Raw genomic sequence first — 13,451 nt, forward strand, 5'->3', positions numbered from 1 at the left:
TGGTGCCGGTTTATTGTCACTCGAGTTAACAGGACCTCTCGGGGTTGGGAAGATGAATGACGGTCGCGAGTCGCCGGGCAGCTATCGGATCGCAACATGCGCCGATCGTCGTTGCCCCGTCGAAACCACGGAGGCTCCAAGCGATCACGATGTGGACACGTATCCGGAGTCCGACCACTACACCGAACGGTCCTATCGCCGCGTCATCACCCGTCGCGGGTCATAGACATCGAAATGCCTTGTGCGGCAACATCATCCCCGTTGTCCCAGGTTGGCTACCATAGAAGGGTGCGGATCGGAGTAGGGCTCTCCACCGCGACCGGCGCGCGGCAGGCGGGCATGGAGGCCGCAGCGCTCGCCCGTGATCAGCTCGCGGGTGCGGCGCCGTCCCTCGCTGTGCTGCTCGCCTCCCGGGCGCACACCGACGAGGCCGTGGAGGTGCTGTCCGGCGTCCACCGGACGGTCCGGGTGCCCGCTCTGATCGGGTGCGTGGCGCAGGCGATCGTCGCTGGTCGCCGCGAGATAGAGGACGAGCCCGCGGTGGCGGTGTGGCTGGCTTCCGGACTGCCCGCTGCCGAGACCTTCCAATTGGACTTCCTCCGGACCGCGAGCGGCGGGCTGCTCGCCGGTTACCGCTTCGACAAGGCCGCGCGCGACTTCCACCTGCTGCTGCCCGACCCTTACTCGTTCCCCGCCGACCTGCTGCTGGAGTACGTGAACACGGATCTGCCCGGCACCGTCGTGATGGGTGGGCTGGTGAGCGGCGGCCGAGGGCCGGAGGGCAGCCGGCTGTTCCGCGACCACGCCGTGGTGACCTCCGGTGCGGTCGGCGTGCGTCTTCCGGGCTTGCACAATGTGCCGATCGTGTCGCAGGGCTGCCGCCCGATCGGCTACCCCTACACCGTCACCGGCGCGGACGGCACCGTCATCACGGGGCTGGGTGGGCAGCCGCCGATCGAGCGGTTGCGCGAGATCGTCGCCGTGCTGCCGCCCGGCCAGCAGGAACAGCTCGCCCGCGGCCTGCAGATCGGCTTCGTGGTCGACGAGCATCTGGCCGAGCCCGGTCAGGGCGACTTCCTCATCCGCGGCCTGCTCGGCGCCGATCCGTCCAGTGGCGCGATCGAGGTGGGCGAGGTCGTCGAGATAGGTACGACCGTGCAATTCCAGGTCCGCGACGCGGTCGGAGCGGACCAGGACCTGCGGGCCGCCCTGGCGCGGGTGCGGACGGACCTTTCCGGGCGCCCCGCCGGTGCTTTGCTGTTCACCTGCAACGGCCGCGGCCGCCGGATGTTCGGGGTGGCCGATCACGACGCCACGGCGATCGAGGACGTGCTCGACGGCATTCCGCTCGCGGGTTTCTTCGCCGCGGGCGAGATCGGGCCCATCGCGGGTCGCAACGCGCTGCACGGATTCACGGCGTCGATGGCGCTGTTCGTCGAATGAGCGTCGAGTTGAGGGTCTACGCCGAGCTGAACGACTTCCTGCGGCCCGACGAGCGCTACACCGTGCTGCGGCGGCCGTTCCGCCCGCACCAGACCGTCAAGGACGTCATCGAGGCCGCGGGCATCCCGCACACCGAGGTCGACCTGGTCCTGGTCGACGGACACCCGGTCGACTTCGACCATCAGCCACCCATCGGCGGGCGGGTCACGGCGTATCCCGTATTCGAGACACTCGACATCGGGGCCGTGACCAGGGTTCGCCCGCATCCCCTGCGCGCGCCCCGGTTCCTCGCGGACGTGAATCTCGGCGGCCTCGCCAAGCTGATGCGGTTGATGGGCCTCGACGTGCACTGCCGGTGGGACGCCGAGGACGCCGAACTCGCCGAGGTGTCGGCGGCCGAGCACCGGATCCTGCTCACCCGCGATCGCGGGCTGCTCAAGCGCCGCAACGTCACACACGGCGTCTACATCCGGTCGGACCAGCCGGTGGAGCAGGTCGTGGAAGTGATCCGGCGGCTCGACCTCGTCGCGTGCCTGGCGCCGTTCACCCGCTGCCTGCGCTGCGGCGGCGCCGTGGCCGAGGTCGCCAAAGCGGAGGTCGAGGATCGGCTGGAACCGCTCACCCGGCGTTACTACGACACGTTCCGGCAGTGTCACGCGTGCGGGCGCGTCTACTGGCAGGGCTCGCACCAAGCCCGGCTGGCCGAGACGGTCGCGGCGATCCGCGCGGAGCTGGATCGATCCTGATCGACCGGGCGAGCGGATTTCCGCCCGGTGCCCCGCCATGCTGGTCGAGGACGGAACGCGCTGTGCGGAGGCGCCCGGGCGCGTCGGCCCCGCGTTCGCCTAGACTCACTGCCGTGGCCGGACGACTTCCAGATCGCGATATCGCGGCGATACGCGAACGCGTCCGGATCGAAGACGTGGTGGGCGAGTACGTCGCGCTCAAGCGCGCCGGCGCGGATTCCATGAAGGGTCTGTGCCCGTTCCACGACGAGAAGTCGCCGTCGTTCCACGTGCGCCCCAACCACGGCCTGTTCCACTGCTTCGGCTGCGGTGAGGGCGGCGACGTATTCGCCTTCCTGCAGAAGATCGAGCACACCGGGTTCGTCGAGTCGGTCGAGCAGCTGGCCGACCGGATCGGGTACCAGATCAACTACGAGGGCGGCGGCACCTCGGTGCAGCGCGACCGCGGCACCAGGTCCCGGCTGGTCGCGGCGAACGCGGCCGCACACGAGTTCTACATGGCGCAGCTACGCGAGCCCGGAGCCGAAGCCGCGCGCAACTATCTCACCGAGCGCAACTTCGACGCGGCGGCCGCTCAGCATTTCGGCTGCGGCTACGCCCCCGCGGGGTGGGACGTGCTCACCAAGCACCTGCTCCGTAAGGGGTTCGACTTCAAGGAGCTGGAGGCGGCCGGGCTGTCCCGGCAGGGCCAGCGCGGCCCGATCGACCGTTTCCACCGGCGTCTGCTGTGGCCGATCCGCAACCTGTCCGGTGACGTCATCGGCTTCGGCGCCCGCAAGCTCTTCGACGACGACACCATGCCCGGCAAGTACATCAACACCCCGGAAACGTTGCTGTACAAGAAATCCCAGGTGCTCTTCGGCCTGGACCACGCCAAGCGCGAGATCGCCAAGGGCCACCAGGCCGTCGTGGTCGAGGGCTACACCGACGTCATGGCGATGCACCTGGCCGGGGTGAAAACCGCCGTCGCGGCGTGTGGCACCGCCTTCGGCGACGAGCACCTCGCCCTGTTGCGCCGCCTGCTGATGGACGACAACTTCTGGCGCGGCGAGATCATCTACACCTTCGACGGTGACGCGGCGGGCCAGGCAGCGGCGCTGAAAGCCTTCTCCGGCGATCAGAAGCTCGCCGGTCAGACCTACATCGCGGTCGCGCCGGACGGGCAGGACCCGTGCGAGCTACGGCAGCATTCCGGCGACGCGGCCGTGCGCGATCTGGTCGCCCGCCGAACACCGCTGTACGAGTTCGTGATTCGCGGACTGCTGGCCGACCACAACCTGGACACCGCGGAGGGACAGGTGGAGGCGTTGCGCCGCGCGGTGCCGGTGGTCGCCCAGATCAAGGACAACGCCCTGCGCAAGGCTTACGCCACCAAACTGGCCGGCTGGGTCGGCTGGGACGACATCCAGACCGTCGTGCGCCGGGTCGGCGAGGAAGCCAAGCGGCATCGCAACGGCGGCGGGCGCCCTGGAGTGCCACCTCCGGCCGCACAGCGCGACGTGGTAGCCGAACATCCTGCGGCACGGCCGAATCCGAACGACCCCACGCTCCTGCCGCAACGCCAGGTGCTGGCCGCCGCGCTCCAGTACCCGGCGATGGCGGGCGCGGGCTTCGACGCGCTCGAGTCCGAAGCCTTCACTCACCCCGCGTACGCGGTCGTGCGCATGCTGATCGCCGAGGCGGGCGGTACGGCGGCCGGGCTGGGCGGCGCCGAGTGGGTCAACGCCGTCGCGGACCGCACCGACGACCTGACCATGCGCGCCATGCTGTCGGAGCTGGCCAACGAGCCGCTGCCGGTGAAAACGGAGGCCGACATCCCGCGCTTCGTCGCCGGTGTCCTGGCACGCACCCAGGAGGCCTGGGTGGGCAGGCAGATCGCCGAACTCAAGTCCAAGTTGCAGCGGGTCTCCTCGACCGAACAGCCGGAGGCCTACTTCGCCCTCTTCGGCGACCTCGTCGCCCTGGAGCAGTACCGCAAGAGTTTGCTCACCCAGGCGATGGGCAGTCACGGCGATTTCGCCACCGGGGCCTAGAACATCCCCGCTTCTTCGCACAGATGCGTGATTCCTCGCACATCGTTCGACGTGTGCGAGGAATCAGTTCGTTGGGCGGAAAGCTCCAGGTCAGCGGCGGAGCTGGTCGTGCGGGACCAGGACGGTGGTCCGCTCGTCCAGCGGCTCCATCGGCTCGAGGCGGGGGCGGGTGCTCAGCTTGTCCGCTAGTTTCTGCCTGCCGACGAGCACCAGCTTGCGGGTCACCGGGCTCTCGGTCAGCGCGCGCGTCGCGGCGCTGATCTGTTCGTAGCGAGCCCGCCCGGCCTTGCTGCCGAGTACGTAGCCGGCCGCCACGCCGATGATCAACCGCAGCATCTCGATGTGCTCCTCCCAGTTGCCAGTTCGCCGCCACCATCCTGCCCGACGCCCCACACCCCTGTCGATCCGGCTACCCGGTAGCGAGCCGCCCGTCTCCACCGACAAGTCAGCAGGTAGCGGCGCGATTTGGGCTCCCGCCCAGCGATACGCTAAAGTTTCTCCTCGGCCCGCCCGATACCAACCGGACGAGCCCAGGACAATCCCCTATAGCTCAATTGGCAGAGCAGCCGACTGTTAATCGGCAGGTTTCTGGTTCGAGTCCAGATGGGGGAGCAGTGACCAGGGCGAACGTATCAGTTCGACCCTGGTTTTGTCCGTTTTGGGGGAGAACTACACGTTTTCGTCTCGTGATGCGTGCCGGGGGGCCGCCGTGAAGTAACCGATGTCTGGTGCTCGGGAGGTGTCCGCGTAGCCGCGCGGGCGGCCAGCTCGGGCAGTAGGGTATTCGGCTCGAGGAGAGATTGGTTGTTCAGTCGCTGGGCTGCAACTTCGAGGGGGAATGCCGTGTCGTCTGCTACCCGGTATCGATGTCGGAATCCGTCTTCTCACCAGGTGCCGCGTAGACCGTCCGGGCCGGATCGAGAATCGCCGATTCGTGTGCTGCCGCGGTTTCAGCAGAGACCTGCATGGTCACCGACCGCCCGGAATCGAGGTCGGTGGCGGTGAGCCGAACGAGGTGGTTCGCGTCGACGTCGATTTCGACTTCGATGCGCGGAGTGCCTTTGGGTGTCGCGCGCAACCCGTTCAATTCGAGGATGCCGAGCTTCCTGTTCCGTGCGGCCAAGCGGCTCTCGCCTTGGTGAAGCTGGATCTGCACGCCGCGCTGATCGTCCGTCGCCGTTGTGAGGACGACGTCCTTCCGCTTCGTCGGCGTGGTGGTGTTGCGCTCCAGCAGCTGGATCATGCGACCGTTGGCCCCGGCCACGCCGAGTGAGCGAGGAAAGACGTCGAGCAGCAGGACATCCTTCTGATGGCCCCATAAGACCCCACTTTGTAGGGTCGCGCCGACTACTACGCCCTCCGGGATGACCTCCCGGCGGGGTGGTCGACCGGTGAGTTCCCGGACCAGGTCGGCTATCGCGGGCATACGGGTGGCGCCGCCGACAAGTGCGATGTTGTCGATCGCCTCGGCGGTGGTCAAGCCGTCGCTGAGGGCGCGGTGGATCGGCGCCCTGCAGCGGTCGAGCAGATCGCGCGTCATCTCCTCGAATTTATCTCGGGTCAAGGAAAGTTCGAGATCGAGCTGACCACCCGGGCCCGCGCAGATGGACGGCAGCGTGATCTCGGTACTGGTGCGCGACGACAGTTCGATCTTGGCTTGCTCGGCAGCCTCCCGAATCCGTTCCATAGCACGCGGGTCGAGGGATAGGTCGACTCGGTGCTTCGCGCGGAATGCTTCGACGACATACTCGGCGATCCGGTTGTCCCAGTTCACGCCACCGAGCTGATCATCACCACCGGTCGCTCTGACCTCGACGACACCTTCCCCGATCTCGAGCAGCGACACATCGAGAGTGCCGCCGCCCAGGTCGAAAACAAGAAGCGTCTCTTCGGTATCCTTCCTCGCACCGTAGGCCAGCGCGGCAGCGGTGGGCTCGTTGATCATCCGGGACACCGAGAGTCCGGCCAACGCGGCGGCTTCTACCGTTGCCGCCCGCTGGATGAGGTCGAAGTGCGCGGGCACGGTGACCACGGCATCACGGACGGGTGTGTCGAGAAATCGCTCAGCCGCACTTCGGAGTTCGGCCAGGATCACGGCGGCGACGCCGACCGCAGTGTAGGTTCGCCCATCGACTCGGCGCTGCCAATTGCTACCGAGCGCCAGCTTCACCGTGGAGAACGTGCGCTGCGGATTGCGCGTGGCCTGGCGCTTCGCGGGTGCACCGACCAGCCAGTTGCCGTCAACAGTGATGGCGGCGACGCTGGGCATCGTGCGTTCGCCCACTCTGCTCGGAATCACCCGGCACTCGTCGTCCAGCCATACCGCGATGGCAGAATTCGTCGTGCCGAAATCAATTCCGATGCTGTGCCGGATGTGGGGCCGGGAAGGCGTCGCACCGGCCTGCCCGCCGGTAGTGCCGGCGTCTGGCAATTCGCCGAGCCCGCGCGAGATCCACAGTTGTCGCGCACGTTTGGCGACCACGGGGTCCGGGTCGCTGGCGATCAGGGCGGCCAGGTCCGAACGTGCGGCGTCGCGTACCTCTGATCGCCAGCTGCCGAGAAGGTTCTCGAGTTCGTGCAACGCGCCGATGCGCTGCCAGGGTTGTTCGCTGCGCAAAGCGGTGCGGATGTCTGACGGAACGTGTTTCGTCCGGACAGCGACGTTCCTGGCGATGTACAGCGCGCCCTGCACGCTAGCGACGCTACGGGTTGGTGTCTGGTTCGGGGTGCGGCGCTTCACCGAATCGTGTACGTAGTTGTACAGATCATCGATGCTTATCCAGCCATCACCATCGAGATCAGCAGCACCAGAGCGCAATCCGTGGACGATGGCGCTGGTGAACACCGATGGTTCTGTGGAGATGCGGCTGCTTACCTCGGATTCGTGACTGAACTGCAGCGACGTCGAGGCGGTGATGACCACGCGGCCGCGTCCGGAAAATGGTTCGGTGACGTCGACGGAATCCGCCGCTGTTCTGGTGCGCAAGCCGCGTGCGAACGCACCGCTGTAGCAGCAGTCGAGCAGCAGCACGGTCTTGTTCGAGCGACTGGCCTCGATCTGGTCGCTGATGAATGTCGAGTCGATGCCCGTCGATGCGAGATATGCCTTCTCTGTATCGCTGCCGATCAGGTAGAGCCGATTCTGCAGATCCTTCTGACCGTGACAGGACATGTGCAGCAGCAGTAGATCGTCACTGCGAGCGCTGCGGAAGAATCGTTCGATCGCCTTGCGGCATCGGGTCGCCGGTGCGTCCCGCAATACCTCGACTTCAAAGCCGGCGATCGCCGGATCCGCCAGCACCTCCTCGAGTTGGGCCGCGTCTTGTGCCGCGCCGGGCAATTCTGCGTAGGCGGGATCGCTGTAGTGCTGATTCGCGATGATCAGGCTATGGTTCGCCATGGTTCGCCACTCGATGACGGGCCAGGAATTCGGCGATGAGGAGGCGCTGTTCGCCGGTCGAAGCAGCGGATATCTCGATCTCGTCGTCGCCGACCTTGATCCGAACGGAGCCACGTGTGCGCCGAACAAGCCAGCTCTTGACAACCTCGGTCGCGGTCTGAAGTACCGCAGGAGACGACACGATCGCGACGATCGAGGCGATCGTCGCCACGTCACCTGTCCGTGTTCCAGTCGGAGCCGCCCCCGCGGCAGGGCGGTTGACATCATCGAAATCGAGTTCCCGAAGTTCGGTCAGAAGCAGATCGCTGTCCCCGCTGAGCTGCTCGGCGTCCGCGCCATCCTCGATGATTGTGAATTCGACTCGCTGATTCATCAGATCCCCAGGTTTGTTATCTTAGTCCGCCACCTCGACACGAGCAACTCAGTGTACTTATGCATCGTCGGTCGGTAGTGGATCGCAACATGACTGCCGGCACGCGCGGTAGCCGGCGGAGCGGGTGCATTCCCATCGGCCGCAGTCCACTGCCCGGATGGCATCAAACTTGCGGGTATCGAGATCCTGCCAAGGAGCTTGACGTGAGACGAAGGTCGTCCGCCGGATGACGCCGACGTTCTCGCACGCGGTGGGGGCGGTGTCGACGATGTCGCAGATTCGTCCCGAGGAATTTGGTTGCCGATCGTCCTGCTGCAACTCGGGGTGGGTGATTCGACCTGACAGAGGGGTGAGGCCGATCGCGTATTCGCTTGGGAATGCGGATACTCGGCAAGATATTGCTCGATACTCGTCGAACTCGGCAAAATATAACCCTTCTCGAGGGTCCTCCTTGCAAGTAGCTCAGCAGTAACATGATCGGAAGTATGATCGGAGTGCGGAGGTGCATATCCGCAAGACCGCCGGGGTGATGAGGTATATATTGTGCTCGTAAGCGCCTACAGAAATGCTCCTTTGCGGCATAGAATTCTGAAGGGCTACGTGATCGTCGCGGACGATATCGATGAAATGCATCGAAAGTTGCAACGGTCATCTATTGCGTTGTCCGGCACTGGCGGAGGTTTTCCGCGAGTGTGTTTCAATTCGAATCGGCCGGGATGCTTATGGATCGATACAGGGCCGGTCTGGGTGAGTGATCCCGCGCAGCGGTCCGCGGTCGTGGGCGCTTTGGCCGACGTTGTCTCCGCCGCCGCAGAACGTGTGCGGCAGGCCGGTGGGACGTTGTTGCCGTCGGGCTTCTCGTGGGGCGCCCAGCCGCATCGTCGGCTGTGCGAGGACGGGCATTCCATCGAGGTCGCCGATGATCTCCAACGCGAAATCCTCACTAACCTGATCCGGCGCTACGTCCCGGAGCTCATCGCGCTCAGTGGGCGTGCGCTGGTCGTCCCGGGTCGCGTCACCGGACGTGGTTCGCTTCGTCTGGCGGAATCGAAAGACCAAGTTTCGACCAGATATATCGCCTCCGCATCGTTCCGGCACCTGCGACGGGTCGAACAGGCGCTGCGCCGCGATGATCGCGTGTCGGGATTCGCTGTGATGGATGTGAATCCGGTCGGTGACGGTGAACTGGGGATTCCGAATGTCAGCGTTCGATGTATCGATGCCCAAGTATTCCCCAGTTCGACTGTCGCCCAGGCGGTCCTGCTACAAGCACTCGCGGTACGTGCGCGGATAATGGAGCGTGACGGCCGACGCATGCCCGCCGTCCCCCAACGGATGCTCGATAGAAATCGATCGAACGCCATTGCCAAGGGTATGGGCGGGGAGTTCGAGCGTGAAGTGGACGAGCAGCGGAAGTCGCGGGAACAGACGACCGCCCGCCGCTCGGCGGCCGATTCGGTGTCCGATCTGCTGGATGACCTGGACGCCGAACTTCGCGCGATGCAGATCGAGCCTCGCGAAATCCTGTCGTTGGTCTCCGCTCCGGATCTCGCGAAGCGACACCCGGAATTCGCACAGACCGAAAATGACTTGCTGGCTGTCTGGAGCCGAAATCGCCCACTCGGGATCGAGGAGATCGCTGCGTTGCTGCGGGACCGAGCGACGCTGGCAGACGACCAGCTGACCAGGCACAACAGGCAGGTCGCGCCGGGGAGCCTGGGAACCTTGGAGGCGGCCTGGCGAACCCGATTGACGGCCCAGCCGTCGCGGCGTTCTGCGCCGAACGGGCGTAGACGGCCGGTGAGCGCCGTTCGTCAGCGTCGGTCAGACGACGAGATCATTCGCGAGTTGAACGAGTTGACCGAGCAGCGCGATATGGATGACCGGCTGCGCGCTCTGCTGGCTGGTCGTCCGCCGCGCAATCTGGCTCCCGCACTATCGCGTCTTGGTCACAGCAAGGAGATTCGCCGGGTACTCCGGCAGCCGAGCGCCACGGTGCTGGAACTGGGCGGGCCGGAGAAACTCGATGATGACATACCGAATGAGCTGATAAGTCGGTTGTCGCATAACGGCCGGGTCTGCGTGCGGCTCGATGTGGCCGAGTCCGAACGGAAATCCGCGGTGGATGCGCTGATGGGTTTGGCGCGGAAGCTACCAAAGGGGGTATGCGCCGGATTGATCACCAACCATACCTACGCGCGCAAGACCGATCGCCGCGCCAGCATCGAAATGATCATCTTGGGCTCCACCGGAGAGGCGCAGTCGTGAACCGGCCCGTCAATATCGTTTTGGATATCCGGCAGACGAGCAATCCGCCCACCGATGCAGCGGAGTTGCGCGCGCTGTGGACGCAGATCGAACAGCATCTGGCCGGCGCCAGTCTTCGCGACACCGAGAAGGTCGTTGTTCCGCTCCGAAACAACCGGACATGTGTTCTGTGGATACAGGATCGACTGCGCGCTCCGGACCGAGTCGATGACACCACGGCCTTCTCCATACGGGGTGTCTTGGAACCCGCGATGGTTCGGCACAAGTGCACGACCTGCACGGCCGCGGGCAGAGTCACCTACGGCCCCTTCCTCTGTACCGGATGCGATCAGAGCGATCGGCCGGGACGTGTGTGCGACGAGCATGCGGTCGTGATCGAAGGTCGCATGACCGCGACCTGCGCGCGCCACCGGCCAAACTGTGCATGCGGATCAGCGGCAGCGTTCTGGTGCAACGGAGAGATATGTCGTGGACGCAATGCGTTCTGCGACCGGCATCGGGTCGAGCATCCCGGAGTCGCCGACATGTCGTACTGCCCGGATTGCTTTCGGCAGAAATTTCCTGACTGCGCCGGCCCAGGATGCAATTCGACCGGGAGCATCGGGTGCGAGTTCGTCATCGATGGCAAGCGCGCGACTTGCGGCAACGCGGCATGCGCGAGGCACGCTTATCGCTGGCAGATATTTGGACCACACAAACGAGGGCTCGGTCTCTGCCCGGATCATGCGCGGCGGTTGACGTCATTGGAGGACCACCAGATCGTCTTCCAAATCGTGGCGGGAACCGCAAATCGGCGGCGCGGTCCGCGCACCGAAGCCAGGCGCACATACATAAGGTTGCCCCGGTTGACCATTGTCAGGCACATATTCATAAATTCTCGTTCACGCAAACTGGACATGCTTACCATCGACCGGATGTTCAGTGAACTCCAGCACGACAACCGCACCGAAAACGTTCTGCGCCGTCTGTTGCAGGAGCACGAAAAGACACGCAACGTGGATGTGGCCGCTTCCGAGGTGGACAAAGAACGCGGTCGTGAACTCTTCGACAGACTCACTGCATGGTTGCGGGCACGGGGCCGCGCCGATGTGGCGAGCCACATCAGCTTCGCTGACTACCGGCCTCGGTCCAACCTCCTGTTCGTCGATGTCGAGCCGGAATACATGGGCAGATTCATCGGTCGCGGCGGTGCGGAGAAGCGAGCGGCGTCGAACGAACTGGGTGTCAGGGTCGAAGTGGAGCGGAAATGACGGCGAAAGTGTGGGACAACCAGCGGCACACACTGCAGGTCGCCAAGGGAGATGGTCTTGTCACCTCGAATATAGTTGCCGTCCGCGCCGCGGCGGGCCAGGTCGAAACCGCGCGGGTCGGTATTTTCGAGGTGGGCGCTGACTCATCACGGCAAGCGGCGGTGCGGATCGCCGCCTCGCCTTCGGTCACGGAGGGATGTGTCGTCGTCAGTGCGGAACTGGTAGATGAGCTGCGGCTGGGAGTGATCGATGAGCACGGATGGCGCCTGAGCGCCATGGATTGCGAGCCGGCCGCCCGGATTGTCCTCGAACCGCTCACCGAGAACCGTCTGGATGACGTTTGTCGGCAGCTGCGGAACGCGAAGGACATCGTGGGCCAGCAAATCTATCTCGGCGGGGGTGACCCGTGGGTATACGCCGACGGGGAGTCGTTTCGGGTACGCCAAGTCTTCGACCGCTCCGGCCGGGAGCGAACGGACCTCTGCTATATCGACCCCGAAACTGAACTGGACGTGTTTCTGGCCGGTAATCGTAATGGGGTGGACATGGTGATCCTCGCCGATTGCAGCGGTTCGATGAGCTGGGACGATATCGAGGACCGCGCCGACGTCCTCCGTCTCGGGTTGCGCAGAAAATCCAACTACATATCGCGGATGGATGCCCTGAAACGTGCGCTCATGGATATGGTCGAGATTCGTCGGCACGTGACGGGGCGGGTGGCACGCATCGCCCTGGTGAAATTCACCACCACGTCGATGTGCGTTTTCCCGAGATCAGGCTCCATGGCCGAGATTCAAGGCCCTGACGACGAGCGGACACTGCGGGACTTTCAGGGTGCCATCGGCTTGCTGCGGCCGGAGAACGCGGCGACCGACATCGGACAAGCCCTGCATTTCGCGTCCGATCTACTGCACCGCCACGGTGTGCCGGGTAACGACCGATTGATCGTTCTGGTCAGTGACGGAGCCGACTGGAAGGAGAAGGGCGAGGAAACCGCTGGCGAAGCTGTGGTCGCGATCGCCGATCCCGTCTCCTTGATGGAGGAACTGCACGAGTTTCTGAGCATCAACCTTCATGCCGTCGGAATCGGCGATCGCGACACGTTCATGCGCTGGTGGCAGACGAACCGTCCAGCGGGCGAGCGCGATCCTCATATCAGTGTGATCCCGAACCACACACTTCTGCGGGAACTGGTGCGGGTGGGCGGTGGCGACCCGAGCCGGACCGGCGGTGTAGACGTACTCCACGGCTACTTCGCAGATCTGGGCACCGGTGTCGCGCACCATGTCGGCAAACCGACCGATCCCAGCGGCGCCAGACTGCAGTCGGTGATCGACACACTCCATCCCGCGGGTCGCCGGGTCGACCGCGAAGTGAGGAAGAAGCTCGGGAATCTGTCCGAGGAGTTGCTGGATTTGCGGACCCAGTTGAACGACCTTTCGCGCCGATGCGGGGAAACTGATCTCTTCGGTCACGTGCACCACACCAAACTGCTCGACCTCGGGCGTCCGCTGCACGGTGCTCGCGATTTCACGTCATGGATCATGGATTGTCATCAGGCGTTCGGTGAAACGCTGGACCGGCGGCTCAAAGGCGAGCAGCCCAAGGAGCCCAAGGATCGATTCGGTATCGACGGCGTCTACGACAAGATTCGGGATTGGCGGATGGACGCGGTCCGGCGGTTCAGGAACAGCGACGGGCACGCATTCATCGAGAGCCGTGACGCCGAATTGCTCGGGGGGGTCTGCCTCAAATTGACCGGACGGAAGGTCCTCGCGGACGACGATGCCGAGTCCTGGACGAAGTTGCAGGTCGGTCTGCTGGCGGGCGTCGTCGAGGTGCTGCGAAACGTCAAGACCGTGCTCGAGAACGCGCCGCTGTCCCCGAGAGCCGAGCAGTACGCCGATGTGTTTTCCATCGAAGGCTACTAGGGCTGTG

9 protein-coding genes and 1 tRNA gene are annotated in these 13,451 nt (G+C 64.8%); 8 read left to right on the plus strand and 2 right to left on the minus strand.

From position 1 onward, the window contains the following. The first annotated feature begins 288 nt into the window (after nucleotides 1-288). The 3 genes from ON19_RS08720 (at nucleotide 289) to dnaG (ending at nucleotide 4,222) form a co-directional block, all read left to right on the plus strand. Nucleotides 289-1,443: an FIST signal transduction protein gene (locus tag ON19_RS08720; RefSeq protein ID WP_043688773.1), complete on the plus strand. Its 1,155-nt coding sequence runs from the start codon at nucleotides 289-291 to the stop codon at nucleotides 1,441-1,443. Next, complete coding sequence (locus tag ON19_RS08725; RefSeq protein ID WP_043688774.1) at nucleotides 1,440-2,189, plus strand: Mut7-C RNAse domain-containing protein; 750 nt, start codon at nucleotides 1,440-1,442, stop codon at nucleotides 2,187-2,189. The genes ON19_RS08720 and ON19_RS08725 overlap by 4 nt, the downstream gene beginning before the upstream one ends. A 113-nt stretch (nucleotides 2,190-2,302) precedes the next feature. Continuing rightward, entirely contained in the window at nucleotides 2,303-4,222 is a 1,920-nt protein-coding gene (dnaG, locus tag ON19_RS08730) for a DNA primase (protein WP_043688778.1), read from the plus strand. Between the two features lie 90 nt (nucleotides 4,223-4,312). On the opposite strand, the gene ON19_RS08735 is transcribed toward dnaG, so the two are convergent. Beyond that, nucleotides 4,313-4,558 (minus strand): hypothetical protein, encoded by a 246-nt coding sequence (locus ON19_RS08735; protein ID WP_043688781.1) that lies wholly within the window; start codon nucleotides 4,556-4,558, stop codon nucleotides 4,313-4,315. A gap of 203 nt (nucleotides 4,559-4,761) precedes the next feature. Between ON19_RS08735 and ON19_RS08740 the strand changes: the two genes are divergently transcribed. Continuing rightward, nucleotides 4,762-4,834 (plus strand) — tRNA-Asn (locus tag ON19_RS08740). A 241-nt stretch (nucleotides 4,835-5,075) separates the two neighbouring features. Here ON19_RS08740 and ON19_RS38785 read toward each other — a convergent pair. Beyond that, complete coding sequence (locus ON19_RS38785; RefSeq protein WP_051168661.1) at nucleotides 5,076-7,622, minus strand: caspase, EACC1-associated type; 2,547 nt, start codon at nucleotides 7,620-7,622, stop codon at nucleotides 5,076-5,078. A gap of 13 nt (nucleotides 7,623-7,635) precedes the next feature. On the opposite strand from ON19_RS38785, the gene ON19_RS42805 reads away from it, so the two are divergent. From ON19_RS42805 to ON19_RS08765, 4 genes are all read left to right on the plus strand, one after another. After that, nucleotides 7,636-8,073 (plus strand): hypothetical protein, encoded by a 438-nt coding sequence (locus ON19_RS42805; RefSeq protein ID WP_169334163.1) that lies wholly within the window; start codon nucleotides 7,636-7,638, stop codon nucleotides 8,071-8,073. 522 nt (nucleotides 8,074-8,595) lie between these two features. After that, nucleotides 8,596-10,263 (plus strand): hypothetical protein, encoded by a 1,668-nt coding sequence (locus ON19_RS08755; protein WP_157229629.1) that lies wholly within the window; start codon nucleotides 8,596-8,598, stop codon nucleotides 10,261-10,263. Next, the gene (locus tag ON19_RS41705) at nucleotides 10,260-11,513 is read left to right on the plus strand and encodes a KH domain-containing protein (protein ID WP_157229630.1); all 1,254 of its coding nucleotides are present in this window, start codon (nucleotides 10,260-10,262) and stop codon (nucleotides 11,511-11,513) included. The genes ON19_RS08755 and ON19_RS41705 overlap by 4 nt, the downstream gene beginning before the upstream one ends. Then, nucleotides 11,510-13,444: a vWA domain-containing protein gene (locus ON19_RS08765; RefSeq protein WP_043688788.1), complete on the plus strand. Its 1,935-nt coding sequence runs from the start codon at nucleotides 11,510-11,512 to the stop codon at nucleotides 13,442-13,444. The genes ON19_RS41705 and ON19_RS08765 overlap by 4 nt, the downstream gene beginning before the upstream one ends. Nucleotides 13,445-13,451 lie beyond the last annotated feature (7 nt).

This window comes from Nocardia abscessus NBRC 100374 (assembly GCF_000308455.1).
GTDB classification, from domain to species: domain Bacteria; phylum Actinomycetota; class Actinomycetes; order Mycobacteriales; family Mycobacteriaceae; genus Nocardia; species Nocardia abscessus.

Bases quoted from the DNA above. Each gene is read 5' to 3' on its own strand.
- ON19_RS08725 (WP_043688774.1), top strand. From the start codon at position 1,440: ATGAGCGTCGAGTTGAGGGTCTACGCCGAGCTGAACGACTTCCTGCGG.
- ON19_RS08735 (WP_043688781.1), bottom strand. From the start codon at position 4,558: ATGCTGCGGTTGATCATCGGCGTGGCGGCCGGCTACGTACTCGGCAGC.
- ON19_RS38785 (WP_051168661.1), bottom strand. From the start codon at position 7,622: ATGGCGAACCATAGCCTGATCATCGCGAATCAGCACTACAGCGATCCC.
- ON19_RS42805 (WP_169334163.1), top strand. From the start codon at position 7,636: ATGACGGGCCAGGAATTCGGCGATGAGGAGGCGCTGTTCGCCGGTCGA.
- ON19_RS08765 (WP_043688788.1), top strand. From the start codon at position 11,510: ATGACGGCGAAAGTGTGGGACAACCAGCGGCACACACTGCAGGTCGCC.